Genomic DNA, 19,331 nt, shown 5'->3' with positions numbered 1-19,331 from the left:
GCCGTACCGGCGATCTGCTACTGGCAGGTCTTCGCCTCCACCGAGCAGAGCTTGACCTCGGGGTAGCGCGCCGACGGCTTGTCCAGCAGGGGTTGTGGCTTGTTACGCAGGTGCAGGTCGAAGAAGGCTTGGACGTACCTGCGGGTGATCTCCACGGAGCGCGCCCCGGACAGGTCGAGGCCTGGAGGGGGGGCGATGCCGAGCTGATCCGCCAGCAGCAGCGGAATGTCGGTGAAGGACACATGATGCGCCCCGGCCACCACCAGCCAGCGCTTCCATCCGGTCAGCTGTTTCCAGTCGCGCTCCCATGTGGTGTCGCGGCCTCCCGGGCTGTGGTTTTCCTGCGCGCCCAGGAACAGGAACGGCCGCGACAGCCCGCCCGCGGGGATCGAGGCGTACGTGGTGCCGTCCATGTTGATCCCGGCGCGCACCCGGGAGTCCTTCAGCATGGCGGCCAGGGCGCTGGCGCCTCCTATCGACTGGCCCGCCATCGCGATCCGGGACGGGTCGATCAGGGAAGAGCCCTTCCACTTCGGGCGTGACCCGGTCAGCTCGTCAAGCACGAAGGAGACGTCAGCCGCCCGACCCTCGACCACCTTCTCACCGAAGTCCCGGTCGCTTTCGGCGTCGCACGCGACACACGTGGTGATCCGCCCGTCGGGGAAGGTCGTGGCGTAATTCTCATATGTGTGATCGATTCCGGCCACCACATAGCCTCTGCTCGCCAGATCCTCGGCCAGGGCCGTGAGCGTGCTGCGGGGCTTGGTGAAGCCGGGGGAGAGCACCACAAGGGGCAGGCCGCGCTTACGCCCTGCCGGTTTGGCGTCGCTGAAGGCGTTGGTCCGCGTCCTGCTCAGCACGTCGAACGGCACGCCGGTTATCTCCCCGCCTTTCAGGTGGAGCTCCGACTCCTTGGGCGTCATGTACTGGGCCCGCCGACGGCCCGGCGACTTGGCCGGATACCACAAGGAGACCATGAGCTCCCGCGCTTTCGCCGTAGGGCTCCAGGGGTCGGGGCGAGAGACATCTTTCAGATACAGCGACGTGGTGCCGACCGGATGGGGACCGGTCGGCTTGGGCAGATACGGCGTGCTACTCGGCAAGGCCGAAGCGGCGGCGGAAGCAGGTGCCGACGCGGCGGAAGCGGACGCGGAAGGGGCAGGCGCGGAGCAGGCGGACGCCACCAAGGCGAGCAGTCCGGCGACGGCGGTCAAGCCGCCACGGCGGAGTGGGCTCCGCGGCGTCGGCTTTCCGCTGCCGGAAGGCCGCGTCACGGCGACGGCCTGGCCTTGCCCGACGGTGACGCTGTCGTACCGTTTTGCCGCGCTGTCCGGCTCGATCACATGACCCATGGAATGTCCGTCCTTCCGGTGGGGACGGCCACCTGCACGGGGAACTCCCGTGGGCGACCTGATGGCACGGTTGAAAGACCCAGGAACAGTTTGCCGCTGAGATTGATCTTGTCGGTCTCGGCTCGGGTCCGACGAAAGACCGGGACGGTCAAGTCGTGGGCTGGCCGGCGGGGTGTCCAGTGGCGGTGAGGGCCTGGCTGTGGTCGACCCCATCCGCAACAGCGAGGCCCTGCCGTTTCGGCCCGGCCTGGATCCTGCCGAAACACCGGAGCAGCTCGATGATCTTCATATTCATGTTCTCTTCCTGGTCCGTGCGGCATACAGCACGGGCGGAAGCCGACCCGGCCGCACCAGACTCGTCCGTGTGTGTCGTCGTGCGGCCGGGCCAGAGGTTTTGTCAGGACAGGCGTCGGCGGATCCACCAGAAGCAGAACCCTGAAAGGCCAAGGGCCAGGGCGGTGTAGATCCCGGTCTCGTACCACTGGAAGGGCCAGAAGCGGCTGGAGGGGTGGTAGGTCACCTGTTGCCGGTAGCCGAGCCGCTTTATCTCGGCCAAGCACGCCGAGAGCCCCCGCGACCAGGCGGCGCCGGGCTCCGGCGCACCTAGTACGCATGAGGGCGTGGACACGGGGATGGTGTCGGCGACTGCGTGTCCGGACGCGTCGACGGTGTGGCTGGACAGGAGCCAGCCACCCGTGTTGTCGGCCGCTGTGACCCTCACAATGGTGGTGCCGTTGGCAGGCGCGGTAACGCCATCCACGTTCGAGGCGGTGATTTCGGTGGTCGAACGGGTGAGCGGGAGGAGGTGGGGCCGGACCAGCAGCGGCATGGCGATCTGGACGGCGACGAAGACGGCCAGGGTGATGGCCATCGCGGCCAGGGTGCGGCGGACCAGCATCCCGACGGTCACGCCGAGGGCGAAGGCGAAGGCCGCGTAGCCGATGGGGACGATGCCGCGTGCGCCGAACAGCAGGGGCCCCATCCGCGGGAATTCATTGGCAGCGGCTTCGTCGATCGGGCTGGCCCACCAGGTCACCGCGAGGCTGCCCAGTCCCGCGGCGGTCATGGCGGTCAGGCCGGTGAGCCCGAGCTTGACCGCCAGCCAGCGGCCGCGGGTGACGCTCTGGTTCCACACCAGCCGGTGCGTGCCGGCCTCCAGTTCACGGGTGATCAGCGGTGCTCCCCAGAAGAGCCCGATAAGGGCGGGCAGGACCAGCACGACGGCGGTGACAGCGAGGAAGGGGTCCTGGTAGTCGTTGAAGAACTGCTGGAGGAACTCCGAGCAGCCGCCCCCGGCGGCGGCGCAGTCGGCGATCCCGGTGGAGTAGTCCTCGGCCAGGCGAGGGCCGGTGAGGCCCAGGAAGGCGACGAGCGCGGCCAGGGCGGCGGACATCATCGCGGCCGCGGCGCGGAACTGACGCCAGGTCAGCCAGATCATCGCTGGACCTCCAGGGCCGGTCGGTAGTCGATGTGGGCGGGCTTGCTCATGTAGGCCAGGACAAGGTCTTCCAGGCTGATCTGGCTGACGGACCAGGCGGGGTCGTGAATCGGGGCGCCGGTGCGGATGATGAGGGTGGTCTGCCGGTCGGTGTGGCTGGCGGAGATGACGTGCTGGTCGGCGGGGAGCCGGGCAGGGTCGCGGCGCGGGCCGGTGAGCCGGTGATGGCTGGCCAGCAGTTCCTCGACCTCTCCCGCCACCTGGACGCGCGAGTCGACGATCACGATCAGGTAGTCGCAGACCCGTTCCAGGTCGGCCACCAGGTGGGAGGAGAGCACCACGCTGAACTCGTGCTCGACGACGGCCTCCATCAGGCCCTGCAGGAACTCGCGGCGGGCCAGCGGGTCGAGCGAGGCGACCGGCTCGTCCAGGATCAGCAGCTCGGGCCGCTTGGCCAGGCCCAGGGTGAGGGCGAGCTGGGCACGCTGCCCGCCTGACAGCTTTCCCGCCCGGTGGGCGGGATCGAGACCGAGCCGTCCGAGCCGTTCCCGTGCCAGCGCATCGTCCCACCCGGGGTTGAGCCGGGCGCCCAACCGCAGATGGTCGGCGATGCTCAGCCCGGCGTAGGTGGGGGTGTCCTGGGCAACGAACCCGACCTTGGCCAGTTGTGCGGGGCTGGCCCCGGGCAGGCCGCCGAGCACGGTGATGCTGCCCGAACTCGGTGCCGTCTGGCCGCTGGCCAGGTTCAGCAGCGTGGTCTTCCCCGCTCCGTTGGGGCCGACCAGTCCCACGACATGCCCGGCCGGGATGTCAAGGGTGCAGTCCGACAACGCCCAGTGCCGCCCGTACCTTTTGCCCAGTCCCTGGGCCTGCAGGACGGCGGTCATGCTATGTCCTGCTGAGCGGCGGTCCGAAAGGTCGTCATGAACAGGGCCTCGATGCTCTCATCGTCGAGGCCGGCCCGGCGGGCCTTGGCCAGCCAGCGCCGCAGCTCCTGACGCAGCGGGCCGTGCGCGGCCAGCGAGGCGTCGGTCAGCGTCGCCGTCACGAACGTCCCCACCCCCGGCCGGGCGGCCGCCAGGCCCTCGTGCTCGAGTTCCCGGTAGGCCTTGAGCACCGTGTTGGGATTGATCGCCAACCGCGCCACCACCTCCTTAACCGTCGGCAGCTGGTCCCCCTCACCCAGCAGGCCCAGCCGCAGCGCGTGTCGCACCTGGCGGACCAGCTGCAGATACGGCGAGACACCCGAGCCGACATCCAGGTGAAACTCGATCACCATGCCTGCCTCCATACATCTAGTTACCTAGCACATTATTACTCTAACGTAGCAGCCTAGCAACCGCAGACGGTCGATGAGATGGGCACCCGCATTGCTCGCGTGCCTGGCGAAGGCGTATCGGCTACGCAGCCGTCGCTGTGCTGACGCTGTTCGGCTGCTTGGGGTCGCCGCATGATGGCCCTCGCGGGCGCTGACCCACCCCGCCGGGGCATGATGCGATCAGCCGACGAAGGTCAATGACGCGCATCCCGCAGAGCAGGCCGTCATCGGGATCCAGATAGCCCGCCGCCGCGCCGGGCACCCCGGCCAATCGGACACCACCGCGGTGCAGCCGATCCTGACTGGCCCACCGCGAGCAGCGCGCCCACGAAGCAGTCAAAAAGTTACTCGAGGCCACCTCGCCCCGGGTCTGTTCATCCCGAATAGGACCCCAACGACCGCCACTGACCGCACCGCACCAAGACGGAGCTCACAGATGTGGCGGCTGGTGGTAACAGCCTTACCGGAGGGTCCATTTAGCGCCTCGTCCGCCCTCATACGACTCCCGATGATTCTGGGCGCGCTGACCTGCGGGAACTCCGCCGTTTGTACTTCCTGGCATGAGCCTTACCGGCACCCCTACCTCGACGGCCGTGCGGACCGGCTGGCGCCGGAGGGTCCGTAGGGTCGTGGAGGCTTGGCGGGGCTTCAGGGCAGCATCGCCCGTACCGCCAGGCGGGCGGCGTCGCTGAGCAGCTCGTCCCACGAGGTGAACAGCTCGAGCAGTTCACCGCCGTACCGGGCGCGAAGGCCTGCGTTGGCGTGCAGGACGTCCAGCTCGTTGGCCACGGTGATCTCGGCGAAGTCCTGGCGTGATCGCCGGTCAGGACGCAGCACGGTGCCGGTGAACCGGTCCCTGAACCCGGCGCCGTCCGTCGCCAGGCCGGGGTAGGAGAAGCCCCGGTCGCAGCTGGCGTAGAAGTACACGAGCCGCTCGGCCTCCTCGCCGGCGACCTCGGCGAGCTCGTCGCGGCGGGCGAGGTCGCCGAGCGCGGTGGGGAAGCCGTCGGTGCCGTAGAAGGCGTGGCCCATCCCGGCCAGCCGTACCGCGGGCCGCGCCCGCCACCGCACGAGCAGCGCGTGGACCCGTCGCAGGTGGGCCAGCAGCGTGCCGCCGGGATGGGGGATCTCCCCCGCGCCCTGGCGGGTGAGCAGTTCGATCACGGCGGTCTCCGCCGCCCACCCCACCGGGGAGAAGGTCGTCTCTGGTTCCCGCTGCCCGGCCGCCATCGGCACCCGCCCTTCCGCTCCCGGCGTGCGCGCGGGCCGGCCGCCGGTACCCCGTCCGTTCCGCCCACCGCCCACCGCCCGCGTACGCGGAGCCGGTGGCCGGTATCCTTCCGGTCCCGGCGTGCGCGGGGCCGGTGGTCGGCACCCGTCCGCCTTGCTCACCGGCGTCGATGCCGTACGGCCCGGGCCGTCGGCGCCGCCGGCCGAACCACGGACGGGTTGCCGCCTACGCAGGAGATCGCTTGTCTCCGTTCTCCTGGACCTCATCCTGGGATCGAGCACTGACCCCAGTCAACTCTTGGATTTCCTTGCAAAGATCCAAGGGATACCTTGGGCCGGTGACCTTGGACGATCTGCGCGTGTTCATCGCGGTGTGCGAGGCGGGCAATCTCAGCGCCGTCGCCCGTTCCCTGTCCTGCACCCAGTCCGCTGTGAGCCAGCACGTCAGGCGGCTGGAACGCGAGACCGGCATCGCGCTGATCGAGCGCCGCCCCCGCGGCGTCGTGCCGACCGCCGCCGGGCGGACCCTGTACCAGGCGGCGCTGGGCGGCATCGCCTCGCTGGACGCGGCCCTGCGCGGGCTCGGCGAGCTTCGCGACGGCCACGGCGGCACCGTGAAGATCACGACGGGCGGTGTGACAGTGCGCCATTTCATGGCCGACGCGATCACCGCCTTCCGGCGGCGGCACCCGCGGGTGACCCTGGAGTTCCACTCGGCGCACTCGGCCCGCCGTTGCATCGACCTGCTCCGCGGCGGCCAGGTGGACCTGGCCTGGATCACGCTCGGCAGGCCGCTGCCCGGTGTCCAGCTGCGGGCGGTCATCGACCTGCCCTGGGTCCTGGTCGTCCATGCGTCCGATCCGCTTGCCGCGCGGGAGGCGATCCTGCCGGCCGACCTGGCGGCGATCCGCTATATCGCCCAGCCGGACAACTCGGCCTCGCGCCAGCGACTGGAGGACGACTGCGCCCGCCATGGCATGACCTTCCCCGCTCCGGTGGGAGTGGCCGACTGGGACACCGCGGTGCTCCTCGCCGAGCTGGACATCGGCCACGCGGTGCTGCCCGCGCTCCCCCGGCTCCTGGACGCGCCCGGCAGCCCCGCCCGCGCCATCCCGATCCCCTTCCTGACCCCGATCACCGTCGGCTGGGCCACCCGCCAGTGGCACACCCTCAGCCCGCTCGCCACCGAGTTCGCCGACCTGGTCACCGCCGAACTGGAGGGCGGACCGGCCCCCGCGGCCCTCTCCGGCGGCCGACCCTACGCCGGCGCGAACGGGGATCATCCGTACCACCTGCCCTGATATCCTTATGGTGTATAGAGATGGCTCGGCGGCACCGCTCGGCGCCGTGCCGTCGATCCCTGCCGTAAGGAGTCGCGGGTGGTCGTCTTCGCCGGCCAGGGCGACGCGCGCCGTTCGATGGCGCTGCTGTGGCGCACCCCTGGCGCGCAGGACACGCGCACCGGCCCCGGGCCCAAGCCCGCGCTGAGCGTGGACATGATCGTCGACGCGGCGATCGCCGTCGCCGACGCCGAGGGAATGGCCGCGCTGTCCATGCGCGCGGTCGGCGAGCGGCTCGGCCGTACCGCCATGGCCCTGTACACCTACGTGCCCAGCAAGGCCGAGCTGGTCGACCTGATGTACGACCACGTGCTGGCCGAGCTGCCCGCCGGCCACGAGCGGGAGGCCGGCTGGCGGGAGGCCGCCACCGCCTGGGCCGAGGAGATCTGGGCGTTCTACCTTCGCCATCCGTGGGTGCTGCAGGTGTCGCAGGCCCGGCCGGTGCTCGGGCCCAACGAGTACGCCATGCTGGACACGGTGGTGGGCATCCTGCGCCGGACCGGCCTTGAGGCCGGCCCGCTTCGGCGGCTGGTCGGGGCGCTCATCCACTTCATGCGCGGCATGGCGCGGACGGCCGCGGAGTCGCGGCAGGCCGCGGCGGCGACCGGCGTACCGGACGAGGAGTGGTGGTTCGCCCGTTCGGCCCTGCTGGCGGAGGTCGCGCCGGGCTTCGCCGAGCGGTTCCCCATGGTGGCCTGGCTCGAAAGCGGCCCGGCCTCCCCGCCGGAGGACCAGAGCACGCCCTACCTGGAACGGGAGGCGAGGCAGACCTTCCAGGCGGGCCTTGCCGTCCTGCTGGACGGCGTCGAGGCGGCCGTGAGCAGGGCTGGGGCCGGGGCCGGCGCGTCAGCCGGTGGTGTCGCCGAGCGGCTCCAGTAGGGCGCGCAGCTCGCCGCATCGTCGTCGCCGCCCTCGTCGCGGCACAGACCCACCCCGCCCCCTACGACAGCCCCTGATCGCCTCGCACCACATTTTCGCCCCGGCCGACCGGCGCCGTGCTCGCCGAGCAGGTAGCCGTCTGCGGGGCGGAGATGCGCCGACCTGGACGACCCCGACCCCTGGCGTGCGCTGTGCGGAACCATTCACCGATTCGCGGAACGCCGGCTCAACGGGCCGTGGCTCCCGAAGGCCTGGGCGGCGAAGCGCTCGCCGATTCTGCGGTGGCCGGCGGAGTCCGGGTGGAGTTCATCGGGCAGTGGCAGCTCGGCGTAGTCGGCTTCGCCGTACAGGGTGCGACCATCCAGGTAATGCAGGTTCGGGTCGTTCCGGTTCGCGACGATACAGGTCAGCTCGTCGCGGATGACGGTGAGCGTGAGGCGTCCGTCCTTGGTTTCCTGCGGGGTGGCCACGGAGCGGAACGTCAGCCGCCCGCCGTCGAAGCGCGGCGTGATGGGGCCGGGGGTGTCCTCGAGGAAGGGGCACAGGATCGGCGAGACGACCAGCAGGGGCGTGCTGGGGTGACCTTCGCGGATGGTGTCGAGGAAGCCGTGCACCGCGGGACCGAAGGCGCGCAGGCGCATCAGGTCGTGATTGACCAGGTTGATGCCGATCTTGACGCTGATCAGGTCGGCGGGGGTTTCGCGCATGGCGCGGGCGGTGAACGGGTCGAGCAGGGCGTTGCCGCCCAGGCCCAGGTTGATCAGCTCTACCCCGGCTCGGGCGGCGGCCAGCGCCGGCCAGGTGGTGCTGGGGCTGTCGGCGGCCGAGCCGTGGCTGATGGAGCTGCCGTGGTGCAGCCACACCCGGCGGCCACTGCCGGATGTGGCCACGAGCCGGGCGTCGGCGCGTAGCGCGACCAGTTCGGTGATCTCGCGCAGTGGCAGCCAGATCTCCACGTCCTTCTCGTGATCGGGCAGGCCGGTGAACCGGACCGTCTTCTCGGGAGTGGGCAGGCCGGTGAACCGGGCCGTCATCTCGCGGATGGGCCGACCGGTGATGGTGGCAGTGCCCTGGCCGGTCAGGTGGCCGTCGACGAGCAGGTCGTAGATGCCGTCCTCCGGCTCGGGGAAGCCGGGATGGACGACCTTGGTCGGTAGCACGTCCAGCTCGACGGCGGTGGCCCGGGTGCGGAAGGCCAGCCGTACCCCCGACGGCTGGGCTTCCACGGTGGCCAGGTAGGCGTCGGGGAACTGGGCACGGGCGCGGGCCGGCAACCGGTGTGGCAGCAGGCCGTGGCCGGTGCGTTCCAGCTCCAGCGCGCCGCGCACGAGGCCGGACGTGATGGGGATGTCAATCACTGGGTCACCTTCTGGAGGAACTCGATCACGTTGACCGCAGTCCTGTCGATCTTTTCTTCGAGCGTGAGCGACTCGGGCATCCGCCCGCCGGGCCCGACGTCCTTCTTGCCGCGCAGGTAGAGGGAACAGGCCAGGTCGGTGCACATGTAGGCGCCCACGGAGTTGCCGTCGCCGCCGGTACGGCGGGCGGTCATCAGCGACACGCCATCGCCGGTGTGCGTGGTCAGGCAGAGCGAGCACATGCTGCGCCGTGCGTGCCCGGCATGCGGGGTGGCCCGTCGCAGCGCCACCCCGACCAGCCGGTCACCGTGCTCGGCGACCAGGTAGGCGCGGCCGGGGGATGAGAGGTCTGGCCAGCCGAGGAAGTCCAGGTCGTCCCATGGCCGGGCGTCAAGGTCCCTGGGTATGGCAAGACGTTTGACCTCGCCCTTGGTGCAGTTGACGAACGAGGCGCGGATCTCGCCCTCGGAAATCGGTCTCATAGCTGAAAAGCTATCCCCCGCGTGCTGTGACAGCAAATCATTATGTATATTCCTAGGAGTCCTAGGAAAGGCGGATGGCCCATGGCACGTGCCGGAGTGACCGTCGAACGGCTGGCCGAGGCGGCGGCGGAACTGGCCGACGAGGTGGGATTGGAGAAGGTGACCGTCTCGGAGCTCGCGCGCAGATTCGGCGTGAAGGACGCGAGCCTGTACTCGCACATCAGAAACGCGCACCAGCTACGGGTTCGGGTGGCCGTGCTGGCGCTGGCCGAGCTCGCCGATCGGGGCGCGGCGGCGCTGGCCGGCCGGGCGGGCAAGGACGCACTGGTCGCCTTCGCCAACGCCTATCGCGGCTACGCCAAGGAACATCCGGGCAGGTACACGGCGATGCAGGTCGAGCTCGACCCGGAGACCGCGAAGGCGAGCGCGGCGCGCCGGCACTCGGACATGATGCGGGCCATTCTGCGTGGCTACTCACTGGCGGAGCCCGACCAGACCGACGCGGTCCGGCTGCTGGGCAGCACCTTTCACGGGTTCGTGAGCCTGGAACAGGCAGGCGGCTTCCACCATCATCCACGCGGCGCGGACGAATCCTGGGGCCGGGTGCTCGACACACTCGACGTCGCGCTCCGCAACTGGCCGACTCATGAAGGCGATGCCGACGCAAGCAGCACACCATGACAGCAATCGAGGTCCCACTGCAGAACTTCCAGCGGGAACCTCAGGGCAGGCGGTGTTTCCAAGAACACCGGCCAAAGCTACTTCTCCTGGCAGAGCACCGCTTTGGCCGCCTGATCGATGGCCTCACCCACGGCCATGGCCTGCTCGTTTGTGATCTTCAGTGTGGTGGACACGGCGATGACGGCGGCCGTCATCCGATGTGTAGGGTCACGGCCAGGAAGCCGGGACCATTGCCCGCGGATGCCCATACTGCCGGCTCGCTCCCGCACAACCACCGCCGGAGGGCGGAGGGACGACTTCCTGTTGCAACGAGGAGGGCAGCAGCTTGCCTTGCACAAAGGCGCGCCGGAAGGCGCTGACGTGACAAGTTGCGGCAGCACGGTGGCCGTCATCTGCTTGGTCTGGGACCCGATCCGGTAGCGGGAATCCGGGGGGGATGCGGCCGCCCTTGCCGGTGAGCAGGCGTGAACCCGCCGTCCCCTGGCCCGCCCGCTTGCCGTCGACGTACACCTGTCCGATGGCGCCCACCACTCCGTCGGTCCTCGCCAGGTTCGCCATGGCCTGCTGGACGTCTCCCAGCTTGACCTGGTCGGCGGCGGCTGCGGGTCCTTGGACGCTCAACGCCGGCACCGCGCATGCCACCCCGACGGCCAAGCCGGCCGTTCTCCCACGCCTCACCGCTGAGATCCGCTCTCTTTGGTGCGTGCTCGTCATGGTCGATCACCCTTTCCTGGCGGGACTTCGAAGGTGATCACATCTACCGGCCGGCACCGATTGGTGGCCGATCGGCGGACCATATCCGTTCCATATGCGGGCGTTGCGATACTGCCTGGATGCGCGTGCTCTTGGTCGAAGACGAGCACCCCTGGCCGGGTACATCGAAGCCGGGCTGCGCAAGCACCCGTCCCGACACCTCCATGCGCGTCCCCGGCCGGATGGCGACGAGCGTGTCTCGAGCCACGCAGGGTCAGCGTAGAAGAGCCGCGCGAAGCGCTCATCAGCCGAAAGTACGCCTGATCGATGGATGATCGGCCGGCTCGGATCCGGCCGTTCCGCCGATGAACCGCCACCGCCCCAGTCGTCATGATCGGGTCATGACCGACCAGAGCACGACGGGACGCCCCCCGGCCCGGCAGTCGCCGCGAGGCGGCCGGACGACGGATGAGCAGGACAGAGCAGGGAGCGTCGCCCCGGCCTCCTCCGTGAGGGCAGGGTGGCTGCTACCCACCGCGCTGATCATGCTCAGCGCCATTCCGATCATCGTCGGCGCCATCCGCCTGACCGAGCTGGCCGGCGGCGCGGCGATCACACCGCAGAACGCGCGCTTCTTCGCGGCGCCCCTGCCCGTGGTGCTGCACATCATCAGCGTCAGCCTGTACACCACCCTCGGGGCCTTCCAGTTCGCTCCCCGGTTCCGCCGCCGGAGGCCCGCCTGGCACCGCGCCGCCGGGCGGCTGCTGATCCCATGTGGACTCCTCGCCGCGCTCACGGGTCTGTGGATGACCCTGTTCTATCCCCGCCCTGAGGGTGACGGTGATCTCCTCGCCGGCTTCCGGCTCGTGTTCGGCACGGCCATGATCCTGTCCATCGTCCTCGGCCTCGCCGCGATCCGGCGGCGGGACATCGCCCGGCACCGCGCCTGGATGATCCGCGGCTACGCGATCGGGCAGGGCGCGGGCACGCAGGCGCTGACCCAGCTGCCCTGGATCCTGCTCGTCGGCGCACCCGGCGAGTTGCCCAGAGCGCTGCTCGTGGGCGCCGGGTGGATGGTCAATCTCGCCGTGGCCGAATGGTTCATCCGCAGGCGGCCGGCCGGACCGATCCGCACATTCGCCGGGCGCCGCTGACGTAACCGCTCGGCAGCGCCACCGCACCCGGCTCAGGGCCTGACGCGGTTGGTCTCATAGGCCCACATGGCGATCTCGACGCGGTTGCGGGCGCCGAGCTTGGCCATCAGGCTGGCGATGTGGGATTTGACGGTGCTGAGCGAGATGTAGAACTCGTCGGCGATCTCGCTGTTGGTCCGACCACGTGCCACCGTGGCCAGGATCTGTTCTTCCCGGTCCGTGAGCGCTTCGATGGGTTTCACCGGCGGTGAGGCGGGCCCGGTGCGGGCGAAGGCCTCGAGCAGCCGCGCAGTGATGCTCGGGGCGATGAGCGCGTCGCCGTTGGCGGCGGCGTGGACGGCCTGGGAGAGCAGGGCGGCGCCGGCGTTCTTGAGCAGGAAACCCCGGGCGCCGGCTCTGAGGGCGGCGTAGACGTACTCGTCGAGGTCGAAAGTGGTGATGACGACGACGGCGAGGGGGTCCTCGACGGTCGGCCCGGCGAGGGAGCGGGTGGCCTCGATGCCGTCGACGCCGGGCATGCGGATGTCGAACAGGCACACGTCGGGGCGTAGGCGCCGCGCGAGCTCGATGGCCCGCCGCCCGTCGGCGGCCTCGCCGATGACGTCGATGTCCGGCTGGGCGTCGAGGATCATCGCGAGCCCGGTGCGGACGATCTCCTGGTCGTCGGCGACGATCACCCGGATGCTCATGCCGCCGACCCGGTTCGAGGCAGCACGGCGGTCACTGTCCAGCCTCCGTCGGGATTCGGGCCGGCCACGCAGGTGCCGCCGAGCAGGTCGGCGCGTTCGATCATGCCGATGAGCCCGTATCCCGGCGACGTGGTCAGGCGCATGAGGCCGCCGTCGCCGTCGTCGCTCACGCGCAGGTGCACCGACGTGTCGTCGGCGGCGACCCGGACCTCGATGCGGGTGGCGTGACGAGCATGCCGCCGGGCGTTGGTGACCGACTCCTGGGCGATGCGGTAGATCGCGGCCCCGACCGATGGGGGGAGGTCGTCGAGATCGCCCGAGATCTCCACCTCGACGAACGGACTGGACCGGCCCCGGCTCGCGAGCTGTTCCAGATCGGAGATGTGCCGGCCGGGCGCCAGGTCCATCGGCTCGTTCCGGCGCAGGACGCGGACCATGGCGAGCATCTCGGCGAGGGCACGCGACGCCTCGGCCTCGATCACGTGGAGTGCCTCGGTCGCGGCGGCCGGCCGCGACGCCGAAGTCGCGATGCCCGCCTGCGCGCGGATCGCCATCGCCGAGACGTGATGAGCGACGGTGTCGTGCAGGTCGCGGGCCAGTTGTTCACGTTCGAGCAGCTTGACCTGGTCGAGCTCGCGCATTCTGGCTCTGGCCCGGTACCGGAACGCCCCGCCCAGGGCGACGGTCGCGGAGATGATGGCGAACGCGCCGACCACGTCGGTGAAGACGGTGTGGTCGGAGGCCACCGAGGGAGCGAGCGCTAGGAGCAGGATCGGCAGCCCGATCACGGCCTCGCGTCCGGACCCCCACCGGAACAACGAGTACGGCAAGAGCAGCATGTACGCCATCGTGTGCATGTCCGGCGAGTCGCCGCCCAGCAAAAATGGGGCCAGGCTCGTGGCGCCGAAGGCGATCGCGACCATCAGCAGCGGTCTGGACCGGCGCCACAGCAACGTCGGCACCAGCCCGGCGGCGAGGATCACCGAGAAGACTCGCCACGGAAGGTCCGGCCGCAGAACCCCTTCGAGCACCGCGGCCGGCACGAGCACTCCCACGAGCGCCCAATCTCGCCACAGCCGCGGCGGCGGGGCGGAGGGAGGTGGCTCGTTCCACACGGAACGAAGGAGGCCTTGCACCAGCTCATGGTACGAGAGCACGTGCCGCTCCGGACCCTCCCAAAGTACGAGACAGGCCTGGACGGCTGGGCCGATGGGGGCCTTGTCGCACCCCTGAACGCTGTTCCCAGGCACAGCGCGGTCTGCCAGAGCTCGGGCGCGGCCCCTCGTCCTCGCGCTCATGCTCGCCCTCGTGCTGATCGTCCCGGCCCGCCGCACCGCCCCTGCCACGAAGGACACACACTGATGGCCGCATGGACCAGCGATGAACTGGCCAGGATCGGCGACGCGGAGGAACCGGGGATCGCCTCGCGCCGGTCAGACGGCACGCTGCGCAGGCCCAGAACGATCTGGGTCGTCCGCCAGGGTGACGACCTCTACGTCCGTTCCGTCAACGGGCGTGGTTCCGACTGGTTCAAAGGCACCCGCACCCGCCACGAAGGCCGGATCGAGGCCGGCGGCGTCGCCAGGGACGTCACCCTCATCGACGCCGACGGCGACGACGTCCTCAACGACCGGCTGGATGTCGTCTACCGCGCCAAGTACGGGGCTGAGGAACATCGGTACAGCGGTTGGCACTGAGAACGATCTTGGTGGCGCGAGCCCCGTTCCCTTGGTCTGCCTGGGGTCGCTACGGTTCGGTGAAGGTCATCTCGGCCTGGTGCCTCGGGTCGGGCATGCGCGATCATGACCGGAATGGACACTCGTTACCTTGGTATCGCCGATCTGGTCGAAGCCCCGTCCGTGGCGGTCGTAGTCGACGTCATGCGTGCTTTCACCGTGGCTGCCTGGGCCTTTGCCCAGGGGGCGGAAAAGATCGTTCTTGCTGAGTCGCTGGACGAAGCCCTGGCGCTCAAGGCTCGCCACCCGGATTGGGTGGCGCTCAAAGACGGTCCGCCCGCGCCCGGGTTCGACACCGTCAACTCGCCGGGCCTGCTGCGGTCTATTGACCTTGGCGGACGGACCGTTGTGCAGAAAACCACGGCAGGGACAGTCGGCGCCCTTGCGGTCAAGGAGGCGCCGCTGGTGCTGTGCGCCAGCTTCGTGGTGGCGGAGGCAACGGCTCGGCTCTTGCGGACACGCAAGAGTGACAGTGTCACGTTCGTGGTCACTGGCGAAGATGGACAGGCCGATGAAGATCTGGCGTGCGCTCAATACATCGCCCGGAGAGCCACTGAGGCTGAGGCGGATCCTGCTGAGTTCCTCCGCCGCGCTGCCGAGTCGCGCGCCGCCGCCGAACTGGCGGAGGGTGTGCGTCAAGGAGTCCATCCTGATGACGTTGCGCTCTGTCTTGAGGTCGACCGGTTTCCCTTTGCCATGGTGGCGACCTTGGAAGGCTCGCTCATGGTCCTGCGTCCACGCGCGATGCATTCGCTGACTGACGAGGATCCGGTCTGATCGCTGGTGAGGTCTACTTTCAGCATGCGAGAGCGAGCACCCTGTCGGGTATGCGGTACCAACTGCATGTCCCGATGGCGGTGGTTCGGGGCGGCGGCGGCGGCTTCGCGGAGCCGGATGATCTCCGGGCGTTGATCGCCGCCGCTACCGTTCGTACGGTTTCGCCCGTACGTGGTGGGGGTGGTCGCGGTGGCGGCACGGATGTTCTCCGAGGAGCAGTTGGAGCAGCTTCGTTCGTTCCCTGACATCGGCGGGGACGATTTGATCCGGTACTTCACGTTGACGCAGGCGGACGTGGCCTTCGTGGACCCGGGTCGTGGTCGTGGCCCGACCGACCGTCTTGGTCTTGCCGTTCAGCTCTGTACGTTGCCGTGGCTGGGGTTCGTACCGGATGAGGTGAGCTCGATGGCGCGCGCCGCCGACAGGACCACGTAGAGGGCTTGCTGCCGAGGGCCTCCGCCAGCAGCGGGCCATCGGTGAAGGACTGGTGTTCGGCACCCGTCAGCACGATCCAGCGCTTCCACCCGGTCAACAACTTCCAGTCGCGGTCCCACGTGGGGGCGCGGCTCCCCGGGACGTGCTGTGCAGAACCCAGGAACATGAACGGCCGGGAGAACCCGCTCTTGGGGATCCGGGCGTAGGTGGTGCCGTCCATGTCGATCCCGGCGCGGATCCGGGTGTCCTTGATCATGGCCGCCAGGGTGCTGGCCCCGCCGATCGACTGGCCCGCCATCGCGATTTTGGAGCGGTCGATCAGGCCGGAACCCTCCCACTCCGTCGTCAACTGGTCGAGCACGAAGGAGACGTCGGCCGCCCGGCCCGTCACCACCCCGGTGCCGAAACCCGTGTCGGTGTCGCTGTCGCAAGCGAGGCACTCGGCGACCTGCCCGTCAGCCAGGGTCGTGGCGTAGCTTTCATAGGTGTGGTCGATCCCGGCCACCACGTACCCGCGGCTGGCCAGCTCCTCGGCCAGGGACGTGAGCATGCTCATCGGCCTGGTGAAGCCGGGAGAGAGCACCACCAGCGGCAGCTTGCGCCCCGCGGGTTTCGCGTCTTTGACGACGTTCGTCCGCGTCTTGCTCAGCGTGTCGTCCGGCACGCCGCCGATCCCCCACCCCCTCAGGACGAGCTCCGACTCCTTCGGCGACATGTACGGCGCCTTCTGCCCGTCGCGCTGCTTGGTCGGATACCACAGGGTGACCTTGAGCTCCCTGGCATCGACGTCGAGGTTCCAGGGATCGGAACGGGAGGTGTCCTTCATATGCAGGGCGGTGGTGCCGACCGGATGGGCGCCGGTGGGCGCGGGCAGGGTGGCGGGGCCGGTCGGCGTGGCCGACGGGACGGCGGAGCGGGGCGGCGTGGGCGCGGAGCAGGCAGACGAGGACGTGGCGCGCCTGTCTCCGCTGGGCCACGCCCACCTCAACTGCCTGGGCCGTTATGCGATCGCCTCCTCGGCCCCGGACAAGGGCCTGCGGCCGCTTGTGCCGCTGCCTCTCTCCGAGGACCGGCCCGCCACCCCTGTGGATGAGGATGGCGTCTGAGCCGCCGCCTAGATCCTCCTCTCGGGGACCGGCGGCGATTTCGAGGAGTGCGGCGGGCAGTTGTGCTGCTGGTCGACCGAGCAGGTGCAGAATTTTCTCGGCTTGCCGCTCCAGGGTGCCGGCTGGGTTGTGCGGTGTCGCCGGCCCGTCGGGGCCGAGTTGGAGGAACCAGCCCAACGCGATCAGGCGGCGGAAATCGCGCACCCGCTTGGCTTCTGCCGGGTCAGATCGAGGTGCGTCAGGAGTTGCTCGGCGTCCAGGACGCCGTCGAGGCGGGAGATATGCTCGCAGACCTCGCCGAGCTCGAACGCCCGGTCGCTGCGGCCGAAGTCTTCCCAGTCGATCAGCCGTACCCGGCGCTCGTGCTCGTCCCACTGTCGCCTGAGTGCGACCGGCGCAGCCCGTCCAGCACGAGGGTGATGACACCGTCGGCCTCGGCCCGCCAACCGGGGCGGTCATGGGCCGCACCGATGCCATGCAGTGCCATCATGACGGCACCGGCACCCACGTCGTCGCGGACGGCGCCGTCCTTCACGGCGGCGGCCACCAGGTCGGTGACAGCCTGCTCCAGCGCCCGACTACCCTCGGCGAGCGCACCCGAGCCGGTGGCCATGAGCGTGGCCAGCGTCCGGGCGAGGCCCTGGTGGGCATCCATGTAGCCGACCATGCCACGCAGGAAGGTCGCCAAGGCCTCCTCCGGGGGGAGCGTGGCCTGCAACTGGCGGGCGCGGTCGCACAGCGTGGCGACCTCCTCGTGATAGACCGCCTCGGCCAGCGCCTCCCGTGTGGGGAAGTGGCGGTACAGCGTGCCGGTGCCCACACCGGCCAGGCGGGCGAAATCATCGAAGCGCAGGTCGAAGAAGCCTCCGGCGTCGAAGACCTCCCGGGCCTTGGCGAGCAAGGCCTCGCGGTTGCGCTGGGCGTCGGCACGCAGCGGCTTGGCGGAGTTCATGCGCTACCTCGCGTTGACAAACGGAAACTACCTCCATATTTTTGGGAAGTGGAGATGACCTCCAATTCGATTGTATCCCACGAGGTGCAGCTTGAAGATCCTGATGTTCGGCCGAGGCGTGATCGCCACCATGTACGGCTGGGCCCTGGAACGGGCCGGGCATGACGTCGAGTTCTACGTCCGGCCGGGCCGCACGGCGGCGTACGGGGAAGCGATAGACCTCGATCTGCTCGATGCGCGGCGGCGGGTGTGGGGGCAGCGCGTCGTCCAGAAGTGGCCGGTGCGCTACCGCGAGGAACTGGAGCCAGACCACGACTTCGACCTGATCGTGCTGAGCGTGCCGCACCACCGCCTCGCGGAGGCGACGGCCTTCCTGTCCCCGCGTGTCGGCCAGGCCACGGTGCTGGTCTTCGGCAACATCTGGACCGAGCCGCTGGCCGCGATCGGCGCACTCCCTGTCGACCAGATCGCCTGGGGCTTTCCCCAGGCCGGTGGCGGTTTCGGCGCGGACGGCGTGCTCCGTGGGGCGCTGCTGCCGTCGGTCATCTTCGGCACCTTCGGCCAGCCGCCGACCGAACGTGAGCGGGCCGTGCGCCAGGCGTTTCGCGAGGCCGGGCTCCGGCTTAAGGAGCAGCCTGACTTCCGCGGCTGGCTGTGGGGCCATTTCGTGTCGGATGCCGGCCTGTTCTCGCAGGGCCTGCGGCTGGGTTCCTTGTCCAAGCTGGCCGGGGCAACGGGCGACCTGCGCGAGGCGCTGCTGGCCAGCCGTGAGCTGCTGCCGCTCCTCGAGGCGCGCGGCGTTGACCTGCGACGTCACCGGGGCGGTGTGCTACCGTTCCGTGCGCCCACCTGGCTGACGGCCCCCGCGCTCGCCTGGCTGCTCGCTCATTTCGCGCCGGCGCGCGTGAATTTTGAGGCGCACTCCGACCCCGAGGCCGAGGAGCCGCGTGAGATCTGCCGAGACACCCTGGCGGAAGCACGCCGGTTGGGGGTCGCGGTACCGCGACTGGAGGCGGCGGAACCGAGCTTCGCCCGCGAGGTGACAGGCTGAGTGAGCGGCTACGAGACTTCCCCGCAGTTCCGCTGTGATCATCCCTTGGCGACGAGGGGTAGGAACGTCGACGACCTCGCCCCACGCCGGGTGCATCTCCTCAGCCGTCCGCGCATCCTTCGAAAGATCGGCCAAAAGGACAGGATCGCGCAGCGGCTGTCTCGACGAAGGACTGGAACACGGACACCGCGCCGTGGACATCCTCTCCCACGTCGCCTCCACCCGGTCGCTCACCTACGTCAACGACCTCCTCCACGCGCTGACCCCCGGGACACAGAAACCAGCGTGCGCCAGTTCCGCCACCGCATACGCCAAGAGCTCCGCGACCCAGTCGCATGACGACGGAGCATCACCTATTCACCAGTTTCAACCGTGCACGGGGTTTCTTCGGGCTCATCCAACGACGACGGCTTCAATGGGCGGATGCTCAGGACCCATGGGCCTGCCACGCGCGGAAGGCATGCCTGGACGCGCCCATCGGTCTGTTCATCGAGCTCGTCCTGGTCGATCGACCAGTCCATGCGCGGCGAACTGTCGCTCATGAAGATCGCTTCCAGGAAGTCGTTCCATCGCCCATATGAGCTGAGTACTACGAACTCATCGGGTACATCCAGGTCAAGGACGACATAGCGGTCATACTCCTCTGGACCATCAGGATTG

21 protein-coding genes and 1 pseudogene are annotated in these 19,331 nt (G+C 69.5%); 10 read left to right on the top strand and 12 right to left on the bottom strand.

Translation table 11 applies throughout. From position 1 onward, the window contains the following. Nucleotides 1-17: 17 nt before the first annotated feature. Nucleotides 18-1,184 carry an alpha/beta hydrolase family protein gene (locus MYF83_RS38140; RefSeq protein ID WP_248965709.1) on the bottom strand — a complete coding sequence of 389 codons (1,167 nt, stop codon included), beginning with the start codon at nucleotides 1,182-1,184 and terminating at the stop codon, nucleotides 18-20. Here MYF83_RS38140 and MYF83_RS38135 point away from each other — a divergent pair. Beyond that, the gene (locus MYF83_RS38135; RefSeq protein ID WP_248965710.1) at nucleotides 1,090-1,347 is read left to right on the top strand and encodes a hypothetical protein; all 258 of its coding nucleotides are present in this window, start codon (nucleotides 1,090-1,092) and stop codon (nucleotides 1,345-1,347) included. The two genes, MYF83_RS38140 and MYF83_RS38135, sit on opposite strands and share 95 nt — an antisense overlap. Before the next feature lie 402 nt (nucleotides 1,348-1,749). On the opposite strand, the gene MYF83_RS38130 is transcribed toward MYF83_RS38135, so the two are convergent. The 4 genes from MYF83_RS38130 to MYF83_RS38115 all read right to left on the bottom strand — a co-directional run bounded on the left by MYF83_RS38130 (nucleotide 1,750) and on the right by MYF83_RS38115 (nucleotide 5,338). Beyond that, nucleotides 1,750-2,790 carry an ABC-2 membrane transporter-related protein gene (locus MYF83_RS38130; protein WP_248965682.1) on the bottom strand — a complete coding sequence of 347 codons (1,041 nt, stop codon included), beginning with the start codon at nucleotides 2,788-2,790 and terminating at the stop codon, nucleotides 1,750-1,752. After that, nucleotides 2,787-3,677: an ABC transporter ATP-binding protein gene (locus MYF83_RS38125; RefSeq protein ID WP_248965681.1), complete on the bottom strand. Its 891-nt coding sequence runs from the start codon at nucleotides 3,675-3,677 to the stop codon at nucleotides 2,787-2,789. Before MYF83_RS38125 ends, MYF83_RS38130 begins: the two co-directional genes overlap by 4 nt. Then, entirely contained in the window at nucleotides 3,674-4,066 is a 393-nt protein-coding gene (locus tag MYF83_RS38120) for a GntR family transcriptional regulator (protein ID WP_248965708.1), read from the bottom strand. The genes MYF83_RS38125 and MYF83_RS38120 overlap by 4 nt, the downstream gene beginning before the upstream one ends. Before the next feature lie 690 nt (nucleotides 4,067-4,756). Then, complete coding sequence (locus tag MYF83_RS38115; RefSeq protein ID WP_248965680.1) at nucleotides 4,757-5,338, bottom strand: DUF6817 domain-containing protein; 582 nt, start codon at nucleotides 5,336-5,338, stop codon at nucleotides 4,757-4,759. 338 nt (nucleotides 5,339-5,676) lie between these two features. Between MYF83_RS38115 and MYF83_RS38110 the strand changes: the two genes are divergently transcribed. Then, nucleotides 5,677-6,639 (top strand): LysR family transcriptional regulator, encoded by a 963-nt coding sequence (locus MYF83_RS38110; RefSeq protein ID WP_248965679.1) that lies wholly within the window; start codon nucleotides 5,677-5,679, stop codon nucleotides 6,637-6,639. Nucleotides 6,640-6,717: 78 nt separating this feature from the next. Further along, complete coding sequence (locus MYF83_RS38105; RefSeq protein ID WP_248965678.1) at nucleotides 6,718-7,557, top strand: TetR/AcrR family transcriptional regulator C-terminal domain-containing protein; 840 nt, start codon at nucleotides 6,718-6,720, stop codon at nucleotides 7,555-7,557. Nucleotides 7,558-7,760: 203 nt separating this feature from the next. Here the strand turns inward: MYF83_RS38105 and MYF83_RS38100 are convergent, their stop codons facing one another. Both MYF83_RS38100 and MYF83_RS38095 read right to left on the bottom strand, forming a co-directional pair. Beyond that, complete coding sequence (locus tag MYF83_RS38100; RefSeq protein WP_248965677.1) at nucleotides 7,761-8,915, bottom strand: GDSL-type esterase/lipase family protein; 1,155 nt, start codon at nucleotides 8,913-8,915, stop codon at nucleotides 7,761-7,763. Next, nucleotides 8,912-9,397 (bottom strand): FBP domain-containing protein, encoded by a 486-nt coding sequence (locus MYF83_RS38095; RefSeq protein ID WP_248965676.1) that lies wholly within the window; start codon nucleotides 9,395-9,397, stop codon nucleotides 8,912-8,914. Before MYF83_RS38095 ends, MYF83_RS38100 begins: the two co-directional genes overlap by 4 nt. Nucleotides 9,398-9,478: 81 nt before the next feature. On the opposite strand from MYF83_RS38095, the gene MYF83_RS38090 reads away from it, so the two are divergent. Together MYF83_RS38090 and MYF83_RS38085 are read left to right on the top strand one after the other, a co-directional pair. Further along, entirely contained in the window at nucleotides 9,479-10,078 is a 600-nt protein-coding gene (locus tag MYF83_RS38090) for a TetR-like C-terminal domain-containing protein (protein ID WP_248965675.1), read from the top strand. A gap of 1,094 nt (nucleotides 10,079-11,172) precedes the next feature. Further along, entirely contained in the window at nucleotides 11,173-11,925 is a 753-nt protein-coding gene (locus MYF83_RS38085) for a DUF2306 domain-containing protein (RefSeq protein ID WP_248965674.1), read from the top strand. A gap of 32 nt (nucleotides 11,926-11,957) precedes the next feature. Here the strand turns inward: MYF83_RS38085 and MYF83_RS38080 are convergent, their stop codons facing one another. Together MYF83_RS38080 and MYF83_RS38075 are read right to left on the bottom strand one after the other, a co-directional pair. Continuing rightward, nucleotides 11,958-12,614, bottom strand: a complete 657-nt coding sequence (locus MYF83_RS38080) for a response regulator (protein WP_248965673.1) — start codon at nucleotides 12,612-12,614, stop codon at nucleotides 11,958-11,960. After that, a complete protein-coding gene (locus tag MYF83_RS38075) occupies nucleotides 12,611-13,669 on the bottom strand; it encodes a sensor histidine kinase (RefSeq protein WP_248965672.1) in 1,059 nt (352 codons plus the stop codon). Before MYF83_RS38075 ends, MYF83_RS38080 begins: the two co-directional genes overlap by 4 nt. A gap of 306 nt (nucleotides 13,670-13,975) precedes the next feature. Between MYF83_RS38075 and MYF83_RS38070 the strand changes: the two genes are divergently transcribed. From MYF83_RS38070 to MYF83_RS38060, 3 genes and pseudogenes are all read left to right on the top strand, one after another. Then, a complete protein-coding gene (locus MYF83_RS38070; RefSeq protein ID WP_248965671.1) occupies nucleotides 13,976-14,311 on the top strand; it encodes a DUF2255 family protein in 336 nt (111 codons plus the stop codon). 105 nt (nucleotides 14,312-14,416) lie between these two features. Further along, complete coding sequence (locus tag MYF83_RS38065) at nucleotides 14,417-15,127, top strand: 2-phosphosulfolactate phosphatase (RefSeq protein WP_248965670.1); 711 nt, start codon at nucleotides 14,417-14,419, stop codon at nucleotides 15,125-15,127. A gap of 201 nt (nucleotides 15,128-15,328) precedes the next feature. Further along, nucleotides 15,329-15,469: pseudogene (locus MYF83_RS38060) on the top strand (DUF4158 domain-containing protein); the annotation flags it as partial. Here the strand turns inward: MYF83_RS38060 and MYF83_RS38055 are convergent. Next, nucleotides 15,402-16,388: an alpha/beta hydrolase family protein gene (locus MYF83_RS38055; protein WP_248965669.1), complete on the bottom strand. Its 987-nt coding sequence runs from the start codon at nucleotides 16,386-16,388 to the stop codon at nucleotides 15,402-15,404. The pseudogene MYF83_RS38060 and the gene MYF83_RS38055 sit on opposite strands and share 68 nt — an antisense overlap. Here MYF83_RS38055 and MYF83_RS38050 point away from each other — a divergent pair. Beyond that, entirely contained in the window at nucleotides 16,378-16,668 is a 291-nt protein-coding gene (locus tag MYF83_RS38050; RefSeq protein ID WP_248965668.1) for a transposase, read from the top strand. The two genes, MYF83_RS38055 and MYF83_RS38050, sit on opposite strands and share 11 nt — an antisense overlap. Before the next feature lie 343 nt (nucleotides 16,669-17,011). Here the strand turns inward: MYF83_RS38050 and MYF83_RS38045 are convergent, their stop codons facing one another. Next, complete coding sequence (locus MYF83_RS38045) at nucleotides 17,012-17,620, bottom strand: TetR/AcrR family transcriptional regulator (RefSeq protein WP_248965667.1); 609 nt, start codon at nucleotides 17,618-17,620, stop codon at nucleotides 17,012-17,014. 103 nt (nucleotides 17,621-17,723) lie between these two features. Between MYF83_RS38045 and MYF83_RS38040 the strand changes: the two genes are divergently transcribed. Beyond that, a complete protein-coding gene (locus MYF83_RS38040) occupies nucleotides 17,724-18,671 on the top strand; it encodes a ketopantoate reductase family protein (protein ID WP_279340628.1) in 948 nt (315 codons plus the stop codon). Between the two features lie 353 nt (nucleotides 18,672-19,024). On the opposite strand, the gene MYF83_RS38035 is transcribed toward MYF83_RS38040, so the two are convergent. Beyond that, a partial coding sequence (locus MYF83_RS38035; protein WP_443729308.1) for a hypothetical protein occupies nucleotides 19,025-19,331 on the bottom strand: 307 nt, incomplete at its 5' end.

The sequence above is a fragment of the Sphaerisporangium perillae genome (genome assembly GCF_023276435.1).
GTDB lineage: Bacteria > Actinomycetota > Actinomycetes > Streptosporangiales > Streptosporangiaceae > Sphaerisporangium > Sphaerisporangium perillae.
The sequence above is the reverse complement of the archived record's forward strand: the minus strand, read 5'-3'. Positions and strand labels throughout refer to the sequence as shown.